14 protein-coding genes are annotated in these 19,364 nt (G+C 42.7%); 7 read left to right on the forward strand and 7 right to left on the reverse strand.

What is annotated here, in order from left to right:
• Nucleotides 1-68: 68 nt before the first annotated feature.
• From dapD to pbp1b, 3 genes are all read right to left on the reverse strand, one after another.
• The gene (gene dapD / locus Q4443_RS09760; RefSeq protein ID WP_000127447.1) at nt 69-767 is read right to left on the reverse strand and encodes a 2,3,4,5-tetrahydropyridine-2,6-dicarboxylate N-acetyltransferase; all 699 of its coding nucleotides are present in this window, start codon (nt 765-767) and stop codon (nt 69-71) included.
• A gap of 84 nt (nt 768-851) precedes the next feature.
• Nucleotides 852-1,763 (reverse strand): DMT family transporter, encoded by a 912-nt coding sequence (locus tag Q4443_RS09765; protein ID WP_042901969.1) that lies wholly within the window; start codon nt 1,761-1,763, stop codon nt 852-854.
• Nucleotides 1,764-1,840: 77 nt separating this feature from the next.
• Nucleotides 1,841-4,348 (reverse strand): penicillin-binding protein PBP1B, encoded by a 2,508-nt coding sequence (gene pbp1b, locus Q4443_RS09770; protein WP_049519148.1) that lies wholly within the window; start codon nt 4,346-4,348, stop codon nt 1,841-1,843.
• A 140-nt stretch (nt 4,349-4,488) separates the two neighbouring features.
• On the opposite strand from pbp1b, the gene tyrS reads away from it, so the two are divergent.
• Nucleotides 4,489-5,745: a tyrosine--tRNA ligase gene (gene tyrS / locus Q4443_RS09775; RefSeq protein WP_049519147.1), complete on the forward strand. Its 1,257-nt coding sequence runs from the start codon at nt 4,489-4,491 to the stop codon at nt 5,743-5,745.
• A 54-nt stretch (nt 5,746-5,799) separates the two neighbouring features.
• The gene (locus tag Q4443_RS09780; protein ID WP_049519146.1) at nt 5,800-6,648 is read left to right on the forward strand and encodes a putative RNA methyltransferase; all 849 of its coding nucleotides are present in this window, start codon (nt 5,800-5,802) and stop codon (nt 6,646-6,648) included.
• Between the two features lie 62 nt (nt 6,649-6,710).
• Here the strand turns inward: Q4443_RS09780 and glgP are convergent, their stop codons facing one another.
• Both glgP and malQ read right to left on the reverse strand, forming a co-directional pair.
• Nucleotides 6,711-8,969: a glycogen/starch/alpha-glucan family phosphorylase gene (gene glgP / locus Q4443_RS09785; RefSeq protein ID WP_303408332.1), complete on the reverse strand. Its 2,259-nt coding sequence runs from the start codon at nt 8,967-8,969 to the stop codon at nt 6,711-6,713.
• A gap of 24 nt (nt 8,970-8,993) precedes the next feature.
• On the reverse strand, nt 8,994-10,511 hold the full coding sequence (malQ, locus tag Q4443_RS09790) for a 4-alpha-glucanotransferase (RefSeq protein ID WP_049519144.1): 1,518 nt from the start codon (nt 10,509-10,511) through the stop codon (nt 8,994-8,996).
• Between the two features lie 473 nt (nt 10,512-10,984).
• Here malQ and Q4443_RS09795 point away from each other — a divergent pair, with 473 nt between their 5' ends.
• The 5 genes from Q4443_RS09795 (at nt 10,985) to Q4443_RS09815 (ending at nt 16,566) form a co-directional block, all read left to right on the forward strand.
• Nucleotides 10,985-12,256: an extracellular solute-binding protein gene (locus Q4443_RS09795; RefSeq protein WP_049519143.1), complete on the forward strand. Its 1,272-nt coding sequence runs from the start codon at nt 10,985-10,987 to the stop codon at nt 12,254-12,256.
• Nucleotides 12,257-12,382: 126 nt separating this feature from the next.
• The gene (locus Q4443_RS09800) at nt 12,383-13,675 is read left to right on the forward strand and encodes a carbohydrate ABC transporter permease (protein WP_049519142.1); all 1,293 of its coding nucleotides are present in this window, start codon (nt 12,383-12,385) and stop codon (nt 13,673-13,675) included.
• 1 nt (nt 13,676) lies between these two features.
• Nucleotides 13,677-14,519, forward strand: a complete 843-nt coding sequence (locus tag Q4443_RS09805) for a sugar ABC transporter permease (protein ID WP_049519141.1) — start codon at nt 13,677-13,679, stop codon at nt 14,517-14,519.
• Nucleotides 14,520-14,769: 250 nt separating this feature from the next.
• Nucleotides 14,770-15,570 carry a DUF1189 domain-containing protein gene (locus Q4443_RS09810; protein WP_049519140.1) on the forward strand — a complete coding sequence of 267 codons (801 nt, stop codon included), beginning with the start codon at nt 14,770-14,772 and terminating at the stop codon, nt 15,568-15,570.
• A 9-nt stretch (nt 15,571-15,579) separates the two neighbouring features.
• Nucleotides 15,580-16,566 carry a LacI family DNA-binding transcriptional regulator gene (locus tag Q4443_RS09815; protein ID WP_001145425.1) on the forward strand — a complete coding sequence of 329 codons (987 nt, stop codon included), beginning with the start codon at nt 15,580-15,582 and terminating at the stop codon, nt 16,564-16,566.
• Nucleotides 16,567-16,596: 30 nt separating this feature from the next.
• Here Q4443_RS09815 and Q4443_RS09820 read toward each other — a convergent pair whose 3' ends face one another.
• Both Q4443_RS09820 and aspS read right to left on the reverse strand, forming a co-directional pair.
• The gene (locus Q4443_RS09820) at nt 16,597-17,538 is read right to left on the reverse strand and encodes a YitT family protein (protein WP_038804234.1); all 942 of its coding nucleotides are present in this window, start codon (nt 17,536-17,538) and stop codon (nt 16,597-16,599) included.
• 18 nt (nt 17,539-17,556) lie between these two features.
• Nucleotides 17,557-19,314 carry an aspartate--tRNA ligase gene (aspS, locus tag Q4443_RS09825; RefSeq protein ID WP_049519139.1) on the reverse strand — a complete coding sequence of 586 codons (1,758 nt, stop codon included), beginning with the start codon at nt 19,312-19,314 and terminating at the stop codon, nt 17,557-17,559.
• Nucleotides 19,315-19,364: the final 50 nt, after the last annotated feature.

Here is a 19,364-nt window from a genome sequence, read left to right on the forward strand (position 1 = left end):
TATAGATCCTCCTTTTGATAGAAGAAAGAGGCTGGAAAAAGGGTTCCGCCTCTTTTTTACTTTTACAATTACAAGGTACGAAGCGCATCCTCTAGCGCTGTTTTTTGTTGGGTTTGGGCATCAATTTCTTTGATGATACGAGCCGGAACACCTGCTACTACCACATTTTCTGGAACATCTTGGGTAACGATAGCTCCTGCTGCAACAACTGAACCACTGCCGATTTGAACTCCTTCGATAACCACTGCATTGGCACCGATAAGAACATTGTCTCCGACACGGACTGGTTCAGCGCTAGCTGGCTCAATCACACCCGCCAAAACTGCTCCTGCACCAACGTGGCTGTTTTTCCCAACGATAGCACGACCTCCAAGGATGGCACCCATGTCAATCATGGTTCCAGCACCGATTTCAGCACCGATATTGATAACAGCTCCCATCATGATAACAGCATTGTCACCAATTTCCACCTGGTCACGGATAATAGCACCTGGCTCGATACGAGCATTGATCGCACGTTTGTCTAGCAAAGGAACTGCAGAATTACGAGCATCTTGCTCGACAACATAATCTTGATTTTCTACCAAACCTTCAAGAAGCGGAGCGACGTCCTTCCAGTCTCCGAATAAAACATTTCCTAGTTTGACAACAGAGCTAGGTACAGCAGTTGCAAGTTCTCCTTCAAAGGTTACTTTGACACTGGTTTTCTTTTCAGCATTGGCGATAAATTGGATAATTTCTTGAGCGTTCATTTTTGTAGCAGTCATAGGTGCCTCCTAGTTCGTTATAATGATACCTATTCTACCAAAAAAGGCCTCAAATTTGAAGCCTCAACTATCAAATAATCATCTTTACCTGGCTTGTTTTGCTTCTTCTACAGATAAGAAAATCATCGGAACGATAATCAACACCATAGCTAAAGCCAAAAAACCATCCATGACCAATCCCAGAAAAAGAACACTTAATAAAGCTGAAGAGAGCGGTTCGCTAGCACTCACCACTGATACAACCAGCGGGGAAACGAGTGACACAGCCTTCATAGATAGGAAGAAGGCAAAAGCAGTACCAAACACGGCAATCGTCAGACAAATCAGCACACTTACCAAATCCACTTGAAAACTTATCTGATAAATAGGGTAGAGGAAATTACTAAAGAGCCCTGCCAGAATCATCCCCCAACCAACAGTCGGAACAAATCCGTAGCGCCGTGCAAAACGCTGGGGTAGGATAACATTAAACATGACCCCTACTGCACTGAGCAACCCTGTCACTAGAGCCAAAGGTGTCATGGATAACTGGGACAAGTCCCCTTTCGTAGCCATCAAAAAAACACCTAGCATGGCAGTCAAAACATAGAACACAGCTGTAATCGAAGCCTTCTTCTGGTAAACGAGGCGATTATAAAACAGGATAAAAACAGGGCTGATAAATTGCAAAATGGTCGCTGTCGTCGCATTGGAATACTCAACGCAGAGATAGAAGAAAAACTGCACAGAAAAAATACCTAGAATAGCATAGGCTAAAAAAGGTAGATAATTTTTCTTATCACGCCAGATGTCCAACAAGCGGCTACGCAACTGAAAAGCAGGTAAACCTAAAACCAAACTCCCTGCCACTAGTAAACGCATAGAAGTAATCCATCCAGAAGACACTGGATAATGAGTGAAAAAATACTCTCCTAAAATCCCACAAATCCCCCAGATTAGGCCTGAGAGTAGCGAGTATACTGTTCCCTTAACAATCTTTTTCTGATAATGATTCATATTATTATTGTAACACGAAACCAACAAAGAAAAAAGTAGCAACAAGGAGAAATTACTAACCTTGCTACTACTCTTTCTTAACGATTAAATAGACGTGAACGTCCTGAAGAACCACTTTGAGTATTGCCACTCGAACTTGAACTTCCAGAGCTACTGCTTGAACTTGAGCTTGGAGGAGTCACTGCTGGAATGCTTCCTAGAATATTCTTCCATGCGTTCAGATAATCTGCATCGCTTCCTCCAATAGCAAAGCGATAGGTGGTCACTGGCGCGCCTTCTTTAGTCGCCCAGTAGCTCGTTACTGTTGATCCAGAAACTTCTATTTCTTTTCCATTGATGGAAACCTTGCCTGGTTTTTGTCCTGTAGATCGGAGAACTTGCGACTTGGTCACACTTGGATCCAGATTAAAGCGTTCATTCCCCCATATTCCAGGTTCAGCTTGCTGAATGGCATTGACCAAGTGGGCCATATAGTTGGCATTGCGGTAGTGACCTGCTCCTTTGGCTAGTGGTCGGTTGTCGTCGTGACCTAACCAGCCACCCAAAGTCAAGCGAGGTGTAGAAAGCATGAGCCACATATTTTCATCTTCATTGGTCGTACCAGTTTTTCCAATCCAGTCAGCACGAGCTAGGGATGGATTGATAGTCGTCAAGTCCGTCTGGAAACTTGAAGTAATCCGAGATGAAATGACATCCCGAAGGAGACTTTGCATGATGGTTGCTGTCGCTTTTGAATAAACTTGGACAGGCTCATCCTTGTGCTCGTACACCAATCGGCCATCCGTTGACTCGATCTTCGCGATCATATGTTTCTTATGGTAAACTCCATTGTTGGCCAGAGTTTGATACCCGTTGGTATGCTGGGCAACTGTAACGTCAATCCCCCCACCCATCGGTAAACTTTCAATCCCATATTCTGGGATTTCGTAACCCATTTTTTCCATATAGCCTTTGACATCAACACCCTTCTCTCGAAGCGTACGATACGTCCAGTAGGCTGGGATATTCCATGAGTAGTTAAGGGCTTCTCCCAATGTCATCATGCCCGTACCAGGACTATTGACATACATGATGGGGTTCCCGTTTGAGAAGTTGGTAGGATAGTTTGATAAGATACTTGCACTTCCCATCAAACCTTGGTCAATAGCGATACCATAGGCCAATATAGGTTTTGTGGTTGAAGCTGGAGAACGCTTGGTATCGATAGCGTGATTGTTCTGATTTTCTTGATAATTACGACCACCAACAAATCCAAGGATCGCTCCCGTTTGATTGTCCATGAGGACATTCCCCACCTCAGGCTTGCCTGTCGAATCATCTAGCAGATAGCCGTAGGTCGCAACCGCATTTTGCATCGCAGCATGAACGTTTTTATTGATAGTTGTCGTAATTTTATATCCACCATTTTCAATTTCCTTAGTGGCTAAATCACGATAGGATTTCTGAATGGACTCATTCTTTAATTCTTGCGCAGAGACATTATCTCGTTGGACAAGGTAGTCGTACATGCGGTCAGTAGCTTCTGCCAAGGTTGCATAGTAGAGATAGTCACGCGAAGTACCACTAACACTACCTGATGGTAGGAAGTCTTTCTTAAAGTCATAATCTTTGTACTTATCGTAGTCTTCCTGACTTAGAGCTCCTGTCCGGTACATGTTGTAGAGGACATCCTTGGCACGCTTAATTCCCAAAGCCATGTCCTCATCACTCTTCATACTACCATCAGATTCATAAGGAGAATAACTGATTGGACTCTGTGGCAATCCTGCGATAAAGGCAGCTTGAGGGACCGTTAAATCCGAAGCATTGACCCCAAAGATTCCTTCCGCAGCCTGCTGGGCACCTGCAATATTTTGACCTTTATGATTGCGACCAAAAGGAGCTATGTTAAGGTAGGTTGTCAAAATCTCATCCTTATCCATGGCCCTTTCTAAAGCAAGAGCATCAATAATCTCTTTAGCCTTACGAGCTAGAGTTGGAGCATCCCCCACCACTTGCTGCTTGATGACCTGCTGGGTCAAGGTCGAACCACCACTAGACGAGCCTAGACCGACAAAGGTTCCCAAGGTCGCACGAATAACGGCCTTAGGCACAACTCCCTTGTGCTCATTGAAATGTTCGTCCTCTGTCGCAACAATGGCTTTCTTAAGGTTATCTGAGATAGCATCTGAAGCGACTGAAGTGCGCAACAAATCGCCCTCGATCGAGGCAATGGTACTGCCGTCAGAATAAGTGATTTCTGAGATGGAAGCAATATCCTTCACTTGCTTGACCAACTCTTCTGCTTGAGGTACCTGGGCCTTGTCAAATAGAGCGACTCCATAACCCATAGCCACACCAGCGCCAAACAGCCCACCGATAAAACCTAGGATAAAGAGAGTGTTAAAGACTATTTTAAACCCACTCAAAATCTTAGCAAAAATAGACCCTGCCCTTCTAACTTTGTCAGAAGAGGTCCCCTTTTTACTGGTTTTCTTATTAGCTAGTTTTTCTGCTAGTCTTTTCTTCCATTTTGCAATTCGTTGCATTAGCTGCTGGAAAAAATGCAGCATTTTTGTTTTTAATTCATTAATTCTTTCTTTCATGAATGTCCTCGCTTTCTCTATTATACCATAAAAGGGAAACTTTCAATAAAATAGCCACTTTCTTCCCTATTCCACTAGGCTATTAATCAAGTTTGTGATACAATAGGTAGAAACAATATTTTATAAAGGAGAAAAGACACATGCACATTTTTGATGAGCTAAAAGAGCGTGGTTTGATTTTTCAAACGACTGATGAAGAAGCTTTGCGCAAAGCCCTAGAAGAAGGTCAAGTTTCTTATTATACTGGCTACGATCCAACTGCTGACAGCCTTCACCTCGGTCACCTTGTCGCAATCTTGACCAGTCGTCGTTTGCAACTAGCAGGTCACAAACCTTATGCGCTCGTTGGCGGTGCTACAGGTCTCATCGGAGATCCGTCCTTCAAAGATGCTGAGCGTAGTCTCCAAACAAAAGACACAGTAGAGGGCTGGGTCAAGTCTATCCAAGGACAACTTTCTCGTTTTCTTGACTTTGAAAACGGTGAAAATAAAGCTGTCATGGTCAACAACTACGACTGGTTTGGCAGCATCAGCTTCGTTGACTTCCTCCGTGATATCGGAAAATACTTCACTGTCAACTACATGATGAGTAAGGAGTCTGTGAAGAAACGGATCGAGACAGGGATTTCTTACACTGAGTTTGCCTACCAAATCATGCAAGGATATGACTTCTACGTCCTTAACCAAGAGCACAACGTAACGCTACAAATCGGTGGTTCTGACCAGTGGGGCAATATGACCGCAGGTACCGAATTGCTTCGTCGTAAGGCTGACAAGACTGGTCACGTTATCACAGTGCCACTCATCACAGATGCAACTGGTAAGAAATTTGGTAAATCTGAAGGAAACGCAGTCTGGCTCAATCCTGAAAAGACTTCTCCATACGAAATGTACCAATTCTGGATGAACGTGATGGATGCTGACGCTGTTCGCTTCTTGAAAATCTTTACCTTCTTGTCACTGGACGAGATTGAAGACATCCGTAAACAGTTTGAAGCGGCTCCACACGAACGCTTGGCTCAGAAAGTCTTGGCTCGTGAAGTCGTGACTCTTGTTCACGGCGAAGAAGCCTACAAGGAAGCCCTCAACATCACTGAGCAACTCTTTGCAGGAAACATCAAAAACCTTTCTGTCAAAGAACTTAAACAAGGACTTCGTGGAGTACCAAACTACCAAGTACAAGCAGACGAAAACCACAATATCGTGGAACTCCTTGTGTCATCTGGTGTGGTGAACTCCAAACGCCAAGCCCGTGAAGATGTTCAAAATGGAGCCATCTACGTCAACGGCGACCGTATCCAAGACCTTGACTATGTCTTGAGTGATGCAGATAAGTTAGAAAACGAACTAACTGTTATCCGCCGCGGGAAGAAGAAATACTTCGTTCTTACATACTAAAAAAGAAGACTGGAGGCATTTGCCATCCAGTTCTTTTTTTGCTAGACTTAAACTATGAATACAAACCTCAAACCAAAACTCCAGCGCTTTGCTACTGCTAGTGCCTTTGCCTGCCCCATGTGCCAAGAAGATCTCACCTTGGTAGAGTCTAGTCTCAAGTGTAGCAATCGCCATTCTTTTGACTTGGCAAAATTCGGCTATGTCAATCTGGCTCCTCAAATCAAGCAATCTGCCAACTACGACAAGGAAAACTTTCAAAACCGCCAAGAAATCCTAGAAGCTGGCTTTTATCAGACTATCTTAGAAACCATCTCAGACCTGCTTGCAAGACTAGAAACTGCCAAAACTATCTTGGATATCGGTTGTGGCGAAGGCTTCTACTCTCGCAAACTCCAAGAAAGTCATCCTGACAAAACTTTCTACGCCTTTGATATTTCCAAAGATTCCGTTCAAATCGCTGCCAAGAGCGAACCCAACTGGGCGGTCAACTGGTTTGTTGGAGACCTGGCTCGCCTCCCTATAAAAGACGCCAGCATGGATATCCTGCTTGATATCTTTTCGCCTGCTAACTATGGAGAATTTCGTCGTGTTCTATCCAAAGATGGTATCTTGCTCAAGGTCATCCCAACTGAAAATCACCTCAAAGAAATCCGTCAAATGGTGCAGGACCAGCTGACAAAGAAGGACTATTCTAATCAAGATATCAAAGAACATTTCCAGGAACACTTCAGCATCCAATCTAGCCAAATAGCTTCCCTAACAAAGCATATCACAGCAGAGCAACGCCAATCCCTGCTCAGTATGACTCCGCTACTCTTTAACATTGACCAGACCAAGATTGACTGGAATCAGTTGACTGAGATTACCATCGAAGCAGAGATCCTTGTGGGGAAAGTAGGGTAAATCAATCTTTCAGATAAGACAAAACCCGCACCTTCAAGGTACGGGTTTAAATTATGTAATTATTAGTTCAAGTGCCAGATATCTTCGTTGTACTGAGCGATTGTACGGTCAGATGAGAAGAATCCTGCTTTGGCAATGTTAACGATGACTTTATCCAACCATGCGTCACGGTCTTCGTAGTCAGCAAGCATTTGCTCTTTGACTTTGATGTAGTCTTCCAAGTCAAGGAGAGTCATGAACCAGTCTTTGTTGATCAATTCGTTGTAAAGACGTTCCAAGCGTTCTTTCTTACCTACTGCAAGAACAGCATCGCTCACAATGAAGTCAACCAAAGGTTTGATAGCTTCACGAGCATAGAATTCGCTTGATTTGTAAGCTGCTTTTGCGTAAAGGTCGATAACAGTTTCTGAATCTTCACCAAAGATATAGATGTTTTCGTCGCCAACCAACTCAGCGATTTCCACGTTAGCACCGTCCATAGTACCAAGAGTCAAAGCACCGTTCAACATGAATTTCATGTTACCAGTACCTGAAGCTTCTTTAGAAGCAAGTGAGATTTGTTCTGAGATATCACATGCTGGGATAAGGAAGCTTGCTGCAGTAACGTTGTAGTTTTCAACCATTACGACTTGCAAGTGTGGAGCTACTGCTGGATCGTTTGCAATCACTTCTGACAAGCAAAGGATCAAGTGGATGATGTCTTGGGCGATTGTGTAGGCAGGAGCTGCTTTACCACCAAAGAATACTGTGATTGGACGAGCAGGGATGTTCCCAGCCTTGATGTCAAGGTATTTGTGAATCACATACAAAGCGTTCATTTGTTGGCGTTTGTACTCGTGGAGACGTTTGATTTGGATATCAAAGATAGAGTTTGTATTGATTTCCACACCTTGGTGTTCTTTCAAGTGACGAGCCAATTTACGTTTGTTGTGAGCTTTGATGCTTTCCAATTTTTCTTTGACAGCAGCCTTGTCTTCGTATGACAAGAGTTTTTCAAGCTCATCAGCTTCATGGTGCCAACCCTCTCCAATAATCTCATCCAAGTAGTGAGACAAACTTGGGTTCGCATGCATGAGCCAACGACGGAATGTAATACCGTTTGTTTTGTTGTTGAATTTTTCTGGGTAGATGTCGTAGAAAGCTTTCAACTCTGAGTTCTTCAAGATTTCAGTGTGAAGAGCCGCAACCCCGTTTACACTGTATCCGTAGTGGATATCCATGTGAGCCATGTGAACACGTCCGCTCTCATCGATGATTTGAACAGCTGGATCTTTGTATTCTGCTTTCACACGACGGTCCAATTCTTCGATGATTGGTACCAAGTGAGGAACCACTTCTTGCAAGAATTCAAGAGGCCATTTTTCAAGGGCTTCAGCAAGGATTGTGTGGTTAGTGTAGGCAGTCATGCTACGAACGATTGAGATTGCTTCATCAAGCTCGATACCACGTGCAGTCAAGAGACGGATCAATTCAGGAATCACCATTGATGGGTGAGTATCGTTGATTTGTACAACTGCATAGTCCGCAAGGTCATGCAAGTTGCTTCCTTTTTCGATCGCTTCGTCGATGATTAATTGCGCACCGTTTGAAACCATGAAGTATTGTTGGAAGATACGGAGCAATTCACCTTGCTTGTCGCTATCGTCTGGGTAAAGGAAGAGAGTCAAGTTGCGAGCGATATCTGTCTTGTCAAAGTTGATACCATCTTCGATGATAGAAGAATCAACTGAATCCAAGTCAAACAAACGCAAGCGGTTTTTAGTAGCTGTCTTGTAACCAGGTACATCGATATCGTAAAGAGTAGATGTCAATGTGAAGTGTGCAAATGGCACTTGGTAGCTACGGCTTGAGCGTACCAACCAGTTTTGCTCAGTCAACCAAGCGTTAGGAATCGTTTCTTGTTGGTTGTTTTTAAGAACTTGTTGGAAAAGACCGAAGTGGTAGTTCAATCCAACACCGTCACCATTCAAACCAAGTGTAGCGATTGAGTCGATAAAGCAGGCTGCCAAACGTCCCAAACCACCGTTACCAAGTGATGGTTCCAATTCTACTTCTTCGATTTCGATCAACTCTTTACCTGCAGCTGCAAGTTCTTTTTTCACATCGTCGTAAAGACCAAGGTTAATCAAGTTATTTGACAAGAGTTTACCGATCAAGAACTCAGCTGAGATGTAGTAAACTTTTTTCTTACCAGTGTTGACTGGTTTTTGACTGCTAGCAAGCTTGCTGTAGTTAAGAAGAGCAAGGTAAAGCTCTTCATTGCTACATTCTGCAATGGTTTTATTGTAACGTTTTTGTACAAATTCGTTTAATGGTAACATGTTTATGTGTCTCCTGATAATGTCTTATTTCTTTAATTCTACCAAATTTTCATTGATTCGGCGATAAATTGTAGTCAAGTCAAGCAAAGTTTCTTCAACAGCTGGTGTCAATTGATCTTCAGTCATACGCCAAGACCAGTTTCCACCAAGGGTAGATGGGAAGTTCATACGAGCTGACTCATCTAGTTCTAGCAAGTCTTGCATGGTTGCAATAGCCATGAAGCTAACGGATGAAAAGACTGTACGAAGCATAGCGTGTGGCACTGTTTCGTATTCTTTACGGTTCGTGTAGCGAGCCATGTACTCACGTGTCGCATCATCGATCTCGTTACGGTACCAACCAAGAACCGTATTATTATCGTGTGTTCCTGTGTACATAACAGAGTTGGTAGGCGCCAAGTGTGGGCTATCGATACTTTCGTCTTCTGGGTTGAAGGCAAACTGAAGAATCTTCATCCCTGGGAAGCCAGTGCTTTCACGCAACTCGATGACTTCATCTGTCATGAAACCAAGGTCTTCTGCGATGATGTTTAGCTCACCAAGCTCTTCCTTAACGGCTGCGAAGAGTTTGTAGCCTGGACCTTTCACCCATTTACCAGGTGCTGCTGTATCGGAACCAGCAGGAATTTCCCAGTAAGATTCGAACCCGCGGAAGTGGTCAATACGAACGATATCGTAGATCTTGAAGCTTTCGCGCAAACGTTCAATCCACCATTTGTAACCGTCTTTGTCCATTGCTTCCCAGTCATAGATTGGGTTCCCCCAAAGCTGACCAGTGGCAGAAAACTCATCTGGTGGGCATCCTGCGATACAAGTTGCTTTACCATTGGCATCTGTCTTAAAGAGATGTGGATTTGCCCACATGTCGCTTGAATCTTCCGCTACGTAGATAGGCATGTCCCCAACAATTTCGATGTGGTTATCGTTAGCATAGGCTTTCAATTTCAACCATTGTTGGAAGAAGAAGTATTGAGTCACACGGTGGTAAACCAACTTGTCTGCCAATTTCTCACGGTAGCTTTCAAGTGCTGAAGCTTTACGAGCACGAGCATCTGCATCTGGCCATTCTGTCCAAGCAAGATTGTCAAAATGCTCTTTGATAGCCATATATTCTGCGAAGAGTTCGAGCCATGATTGGTTGTCTTTAGCAAACTTCTCAAAATCTTTGACATCACCCACTTCCAAGAAGCGTTTGACTGCTTTTTCTAAAAGCGGACGACGTGCATAATAAATCTTCGCATAGTCAACTTCAGATGCATCGCTACCAAAGTCAACACCTTCGAGATCGCTAGCTTCCAACAAGCCTTGCTCTACCAAGATATCAAGGTCGATAAAATGCGTATTTCCAGCAAAGGCTGAGAATGATTGGTATGGAGAATCTCCATAGCTTGTTGTCCCAAGAGGGAGGATTTGCCAGTAACGTTGCTTCGTACGAACCAAGAAATCAACGAAATCATAAGCAGTCTGGCCAAATGATCCAATCCCGTATGCTCCTGGCAGAGAAGAGATGTGCATCAACACACCACTTTGACGTTTTTTCATAATAGCACCTCATGTGTTTGTTATAAAACGTTGCGCAATTAAGGCGCAAACGTTTGCGTTAATTTAAGTATAACGCATTTCAAAAACAAATGCAAGCGTTTTTAAAAAATTTTTTTGAATTATTTTAATCAAACAAAACTTGTTGCCACTGATATTTTATGAAATAAGCGAAAAAATTTTAAAGATTTTCTGATTTAAGATAATTCATTCCCAATATCTGCTCTATTTTCTGAAAAAGCGAACCGAATTTACGCAATCGTTTTCCTAATATATTTTCAATTCAAAAAAACAAACATTTTAAGTTCTTTCCTATATAATGGCTTTAATAAATGTTTGAAACCTTAAAATTTTTTAAAAATTTTTGCTAAAAAAGCTTGCAACCGTTTTCTATTTGTGCTATACTAAGTTCGTAAAAGAAAACGTTTGCGTTTTCTCATTAAATTATTTTTGTTATTCTTTAGGAGGAATACACTATGTCATCTAAATTCATGAAGAGTGCTGCTGTGCTCGGAACTGCTACTCTTGCTAGCTTACTTTTGGTAGCTTGCGGAAGCAAAACTGCTGATAAAGCAGCTGATGCTAGCTCATCTGAAGCAAAAGAAATCACTTTCTACGTTGAAGACCAATACAAAGCCTACGCTGAAAAAGTTGCTGCAGCTTATGAAAAAGAATCAGGTACAAAAGTTAACATCAAATCAGGTGACCAACTTGGTGGACTTGACAAACTTTCTCTTGACAACCAATCAGGTCAAGCTGCTGACGTTATGATGGCACCATACGACCGCGTAGGTAGCCTTGGTACTGACGGACAACTTTCAGAAGTTACTTTGAGCGACGGCGCTAAAACAGATGATAAGACTAAATCTCTTGTAACAGCTGCTGACGGTAAAGTTTACGGTGCTCCTGCCGTTATTGAGTCACTTGTTATGTACTACAACAAAGACTTGCTAAAAGAAGCTCCAAAAACTTTTGCTGAATTAGAAGAACTTGCTAAAGACAGCAAATACGCTTTCGCTGGTGAAGATGGCAAAACTACTGCATTCCTAGCTGACTGGACAAACTTCTACTACGCATACGGACTTCTTGCTGGTAACGGTGGTTACGTATTCGGACAAAACGGTAAAGACGCTAAAGACATCGGTCTTGCAAACGACGGTTCTATCACAGGTATCAACTACGCTAAATCTTGGTACGAAAAATGGCCTAAAGGTATGCAAGATACTGAAGGTGCTGGTAACTTGATCCAAACTCAATTCCAAGAAGGTAAAACAGCTGCTATCATCGATGGACCTTGGAAAGCTCAAGCATTCAAAGATGCTAAAGTAAACTACGGTGTTGCTACTATCCCAACTCTTCCAAATGGTAAAGAATACACACCATTCGGTGGTGGTAAAGCTTGGATCATCCCATCAAGCACTAAGAACCTTGAAGCTGCACAAAAATTTGTAGACTTCCTTGTTTCAACTGAACAACAAAAAGCATTCTACGATGCAACTAACGAAATCCCAGCTAACACTGAAGCTCGTTCATACGCTGAAGGTAAAAACGATGAGTTGACAACAGCTGTTATCAAACAGTTCAAGAACGCTCAACCAATGCCAAACATTTCTCAAATGTCAGCAGTTTGGGATCCAGCTAAAACTATGCTCTTTGATGCTGTAAGTGGTAAAAAAGATGCTAAAACAGCTGCTAACGATGCTGTAACATTGATCAAAGAAACAATCAAACAAAAATTTGGTGAATAATTGAATTCGTTACAAGGGGGGAGAATACAAATCCCCCTTTGATTTTATAAATTTACGAATGATTGCAGTTGCCTATCTAGTGATTGGAGACAAACTTCAATCTCGTATCCTATGAAAGGAGTATTCATGGAAAACCAACAACCTAGCAAAGCAGCCTTGCTTTCAGTGATTCCTGGGTTAGGACAGATTTACAATAAACAAAAGGCCAAAGGTTTTATCTTCCTTGGTGTAACTATCGTATTTGTTCTTTATTTCCTAGCACTTGCAGCCCCTGAATTGCACAATTTGATCACTCTTGGTGACAAGCCAGGTCGTGATAATTCCCTCTTTATGCTGATTCGTGGTGCCTTCCATTTAATCTTTGTAGTCGTTTATGTGCTCTTTTATTTCTCAAATATTAAAGATGCACATACAATCGCAAAACGTATTAACAATGGAATTCCTGTCCCACGTACTTTTAAAGATATGATCAAAGGTATTTATGAGAATGGTTTCCCTTACCTCTTGATCATCCCATCTTACGTCGCTATGACATTTGCGATTATCTTCCCAGTTATCGTAACCTTGATGATTGCCTTTACCAACTATGACTTCCAACACTTGCCACCAAACAAATTGTTGAACTGGGTTGGTTTGACTAACTTTACAAACATCTGGAGCTTAAGTACCTTCCGTTCAGCCTTCGGTGCGGTTCTTTCTTGGACCATCATCTGGGCCTTGTCTGCTTCTACTTTGCAGATTGTGATTGGTATCTTCACTGCTATCATTGCTAACCAACCATTTATCAAAGGAAAACGTATCTTTGGTGTTATTTTCCTTCTTCCTTGGGCTGTTCCAGCCTTCATCACTATCTTGACATTCTCAAACATGTTTAACGATAGTGTCGGAGCGATCAACACTCAAGTATTGCCTATCTTGGCTAAGGTTCTTCCTTTCCTTGACGGTGCTCTTATCCCTTGGAAAACAGACCCAACTTGGACGAAGATTGCCTTGATTATGATGCAAGGTTGGCTAGGATTCCCATACATCTACGTTTTGACTTTGGGTATCTTGCAGTCGATTCCTAACGACCTCTACGAAGCGGCTTACATCGATGGTGCCAATGCTTGGCAAAAATTCCGCAACATCACTTTCCCTATGATTTTGGCTGTTGCAGCACCAACATTGATCAGCCAATACACCTTCAACTTTAACAACTTCTCTATCATGTACCTCTTCAACGGCGGAGGTCCTGGTAGCGTTGGTGGTGGAGCCGGTTCAACTGATATCTTGATCTCATGGATTTATCGTTTGACAACAGGTACATCTCCTCAATACTCTATGGCGGCAGCTGTTACCTTGATCATCTCTATCATTGTCATCTCTATCTCTATGATTGCATTCAAGAAACTACACGCATTTGATATGGAGGACGTCTAAGATGAATAACTCAATCAAACTCAAACGTAGACTGACTCAAACCCTCACTTACCTCTACTTGATTGGTCTTTCAATCGTGATTATCTATCCACTTTTGATTACTATTATGTCAGCCTTCAAGACTGGTAACGTCGTAGCTTTTAAACTAGATGCTAACGTCGATTTTAGTTTTGATAACTTTAAAGGACTCTTCACTGAAACCTTGTACGGCACTTGGTATCTCAATACCTTGATCATTGCCTTGATTACAATGGCTGTTCAAACAAGTATCATCGTACTTGCTGGTTATGCCTACAGCCGTTACAACTTCTTGGCTCGTAAACAAAGTTTGGTCTTCTTCTTGATCATCCAAATGGTACCAACAATGGCCGCTTTGACAGCCTTCTTCGTTATGGCCCTTATGTTGAATGCCCTTAACCATAGCTGGTTCCTCATCTTCCTATATGTCGGTGGTGGTATCCCAATGAACGCTTGGTTGATGAAAGGTTACTTTGACACCGTACCGATGTCTCTTGATGAATCAGCAAAACTAGATGGTGCAGGACACTTCCGCCGCTTCTGGCAAATTGTTCTCCCACTCGTTCGCCCAATGGTTGCAGTACAAGCGCTCTGGGCCTTCATGGGACCTTTCGGAGACTATATCCTCTCTAGTTTCTTGCTTCGTGAGAAAGAATACTTTACAGTTGCCGTTGGTCTACAGACCTTTGTCAGCAATGTGAAAAACTTGAAGATTGCCTACTTCTCAGCAGGTGCTATCCTCATCGCCCTTCCAATCTGTATTCTCTTCTTCTTCTTACAAAAGAACTTTGTTTCAGGACTTACAAGTGGTGGCGACAAGGGGTAATATACCCCCGCCACCCTTTTTCATTTTATACTCTTCGAAAATCTCTTCAAACCACGTCAGCTTCGCCTTGCCGTACTCAAGTACTGCCTACGGCTAGCTTCCTAGTTTGCTCTTTGATTTTCATTGAGTATTAGAGCTTGTGACTATAAAACTATTCTTGAAGCAAGCAATTTGTCTCCTAGACTTGAAATAAAGCACATTTCTCTATATAATAATACTCATATAGAAAACACCTTTTAGAAAGATACAAATGCTTCCATATCCATTTTCATATTTTTCAAGTATTTGGGGATTTCGTAAGCCCCTGTCAAAACGTTTCGGACTCAACTGGTTTCAGCTTCTCTTTACTAGCATTTTCCTCATCAGCTTGTCCATGATTCCAATTGCCATTCAAAACAGCTCACAGGAAACGTATCCACTGGATACCTTTATCGATAATGTCTACACTCCACTGACAGATGAAGCGATCATGGACTTGTCAGAGAATGCACAAATCGTTGATGGAAAGCTGAACTACTCAGGTACGAAGAATCAGCAGCCTTCTCTTTTGATTGGCCCGAGCCAAAGCAAAGAATTGCCAAAGGACTTGCAACTTCATTTTGATACTGAAGAACTCATCATCAGCAAGGAAAGCAAGGAACTGACCCGCATTCGCTACCACGCCATTCAAACAGAGAGTTTCCAGAGTAAGGAAGCTTTAACCCAGGCTATTTCTAAAGACTGGTACCAACAGAACCGTGTCTATATCAGTCTCTTTCTCGTCCTTGGTGCTAGCTTCCTCTTCGGATTGAATTTCTTCATTGTCTCTCTTGGAGCTAGTCTTCTCCTTTATATCACCAAAAAATCACGCCTCTTTTCATTTAGGACCTTTAAAGAGTGCTACCATTTTATCTTGAACTGTTTAGGATTACCAACTTTGATTACACTTATTTTGGGACTTTTTGGCCAAAATATGACAACCCTTATCACTGTACAAAACATTCTTTTTGTTCTTTATCTGGTCACCATCTTTTATAAAACACATTACCGCGATCCAGATTATCATAAATAGGAGATTTTTATGCCCGTTACGATTAAAGATGTGGCCAAGGCTGCAGGTGTCTCACCTTCAACTGTAACCCGCGTTATTCAAAACAAATCAACAATTAGTGATGAAACCAAAAAACGAGTTCGCAAGGCTATGAAGGAACTCAACTACCATCCCAATCTTAATGCTCGTAGCCTCGTTAGCAGCTATACTCAAGTTATCGGTTTGGTATTGCCTGACGACTCGGATGCCTTCTACCAAAATCCTTTCTTCCCATCTGTCCTACGAGGAATCGCCCAAGTCGCGTCTGAAAACCACTATGCTATCCAGATCGCAACTGGTAAAGATGAGAAGGAACGTCTCAAAGCTATCTCACAAATGGTCTATGGGAAACGTGTTGATGGCCTGATCTTCCTCTACGCTCAAGAGGAAGATCCACTGGTGAAGCTCGTAGCGGAAGAACAGTTTCCTTTCCTCATCCTCGGAAAATCCCTCTCACCCTTTATCCCACTTGTCGACAATGATAATGTCCAAGCCGGTTTTGATGCAACAGAGTATTTCATCAAAAAGGGATGCAGACGAATTGCCTTTATCGGAGGAACCAAGAAACTTTTCGTTACACAAGATCGTCTAAAAGGTTACGAATTGGCACTCAAACAACACCAACTTTCAATTGATACGAACCTGACCTACTTTGCAAATGAATTTCTAGAAGAAAAGGGGTATCAATTTAGTAAGCGCCTCTTCAAACACGATCCGCAGATTGATGCCATCATCACAACCGACAGCCTTCTAGCTGAAGGAGTTTGCGACTACATCAGTAAGCATCAGTTAACTGTTCCCGTCTTGAGTTTTGACTCTGTCAATCCTCGACTCGATCTAGTAGCCTATGTTGACATCAATAGTCTTGAACTTGGACGAACATCATTTGAAACGATTTTGCAGATTATCAATGACGCGAAAAATAATAGACAGATTTGTTACCGTCAGTTGATTGCCCACAAAATTATCGAAAAATAAAAACCAGCTCCAGAGCTGGTTTTTTCATGTCTAATTGTCTGTTTCTACAAATCGTCCTAGGATGTGGACATTTTCGGATACAGAGACGAAGGCTGTCGGGTCAACTTGTTTCATGATGTGTTTAAAATCATTAAACTCTGCTCGTGTGATAACAGTAATCAAGACCGCTTTTCTCTCATGATTATAGGTTCCTTCTGCATCGTGGATCATGGTAGCCCCTCGGTGCAATTTTTTATGGATTTTTTCGATTACCTTGTCAGGATTGCTGGTCACAATCATGGCCTGCATCCGTTTTTGCTTGGTGAAGACCGCATCTGTCACACGACTGGAGACAAAAATGGTAATCATGGAGTAGAGGGCGTATTTCCAACCAAAGGTCAACCCAGCAATCAACATGATGGTTCCATTGACCAAGAAGGAAATACTGCCGACATTTTTCCCCGTTTTCTTGCGAATGGTCAGGCTGACAATATCTGTCCCTCCACTGGAAATACTATTGCGCAAAGCAAAGCCGATTCCTAAGCCCATGACAACACCCCCAAAGAGAGCATTGATAATGGGATCCTCTGTCAGCGTCACAACGGGCACAAACTGGATAAAAAGAGAACTCATGGATACCGTGATAAAGGTAAAAACTGTAAATTTATGTCCAATCTGATACCAAGCCAAAATCATCAGTGGGATATTAATGGCATAAAAGGTTGCGGATACGGGTAGTTGGAGACCAAACCAATGCGTACTCAAACTGGAGATAATTTGCGCCAAACCTGTCGCACCACTCGAATAAACATGCCCTGGTTGGAAAAAGAAATTGACCGCAACTGCTGATAGAAAGCCATAGACCAGAGAAGCCGAGATTTTTTCATCATATTTTTCCCGAGAAATACTTTGTAAAACTCGTAAGATTTTTATCTGATAAGCAAAGCGGCGCAGATAATAGCGCCACCGCTTAATTTGTTTTGCTTGTTTCATCTTCTTCTACTCAATATTTCAAACGTTAAAGCAAGAGGGTTTCAATTGAATCTCTAGTTCCTCTAGTTGTTTGAGAGCGACTGTTGATGGAGCTTGTGTCATTGGGTCGGTCGCCTTATTGTTCTTAGGAAAGGCAATGACTTCACGGATATTTTCTTCTCCTGCTAAGAGCATCACAAAACGGTCAAGACCGATCGCCAAACCACCGTGTGGTGGGAAACCATAGTCCATGGCTTCAAGAAGGAAACCAAACTGGTCATTTGCTTCTTCAGCTGAAAAACCAAGAGCCTTGAACATGCGTTCTTGAAGGTCTTTTTGGTTGATACGAAGACTACCACCACCAAGCTCATAACCGTTCAAGACGATATCGTAAGCAATGGCACGAACCTTAGCCAAATCACCTTCTAGTTCGTGAGCTGTCTCTTCCTGTGGAAGGGTGAATGGATGGTGGGCGCTCATGTAACGACCTTCTTCTTCAGACCATTCAAACATCGGCCAGTCAACAACCCAGAGGAAGTTAAATTTGTCGCTGTCAATCAAGCCGAGCTCTTTAGCAATACGACCACGAAGGGCACCAAGGGTTGCATTCGCCACTTCAAGTGTATCCGCCACAAAGAGAACCAAATCCTTGTCTTCTAAACCAAGGGCATTTGTCAACTCTGCTTGAATGCCCGTCAAGAACTTAGCAACTGGTCCGTTCAATTCTCCATCCACAACCTTGACCCAAGCAAGACCTTTGGCACCGTACTGCTTGGCTACTTCGGTCATCTTGTCGATGTCTTTACGTGAATAGTTGTCCGCAGCTCCTTTGACTACAATGGCTTTAACTGCAGGAGCTTCTGAAAAGACCTTGAAGTCCACATCCTTAACCACTGCTGTCAAATCCTGAAGCAACATGTCAAAACGCGTATCAGGCTTGTCAGAACCATAAAGGGCCATAGCATCGTCGTACTTCATACGAGGAAATGGAAGCGTCACTTCAATTCCTTTTGTTTCCCTCATCACGCGCGCAATCAAGCCTTCTGTGATGTCTTGGATTTCTTGCTCCGTAAGGAAGGAAGTTTCCAAGTCGACCTGGGTAAACTCAGGCTGACGGTCACCACGCAAGTCCTCGTCACGGAAACATTTAACGATTTGGTAATAGCGGTCGAAACCAGCATTCATCAAGAGCTGTTTCGTGATTTGTGGACTTTGAGGAAGGGCGTAGAAATGCCCTTTATTGACACGAGATGGCACCAAATAGTCACGCGCCCCTTCTGGCGTTGATTTCGAAAGGAATGGCGTCTCCACATCGATAAACTCCAACTCATCCAAGTAGTTACGGATAGAGTGAGTCACCTTAGCACGAAGTTTAAGATTTTCCAACATCTCTGGACGACGAAGGTCAAGGTAACGATAACGCAAACGTGTATCATCGTTTGCCTCAATCCCGTCTTTAATCTCAAATGGTGTTGTTTTAGCTGTATTCAGCACTGTAAGAGCTGTCACGTCCAACTCAACTGCACCCGTTGGCAATTTATCATTGGCTTGCTCACGCGCAGCGACTTGCCCAGTCACCTCGATGACAAACTCACTGCGAAGACTTTCAGCTGTTGCCATGACCTCTGCAGATACTTTTTCAGGGTTTATAACCAACTGCATGATTCCTTCACGGTCACGAAGATCGATAAAGATCAAACCGCCCAAGTCACGACGACGGGCAACCCATCCTTTCAAGGTGATTTCTTGTCCGATATGTTCCTCACGAACACGACCAGCATACATACTACGTTTCATGTTTTCTCTCCTCTTTTATTCTGTTACTATTTTACCATAAAAGCGCAGGC

This window comes from Streptococcus sp. GP0011 (genome assembly GCF_030546305.1).
Classification (GTDB): Bacteria; Bacillota; Bacilli; order Lactobacillales; family Streptococcaceae; genus Streptococcus.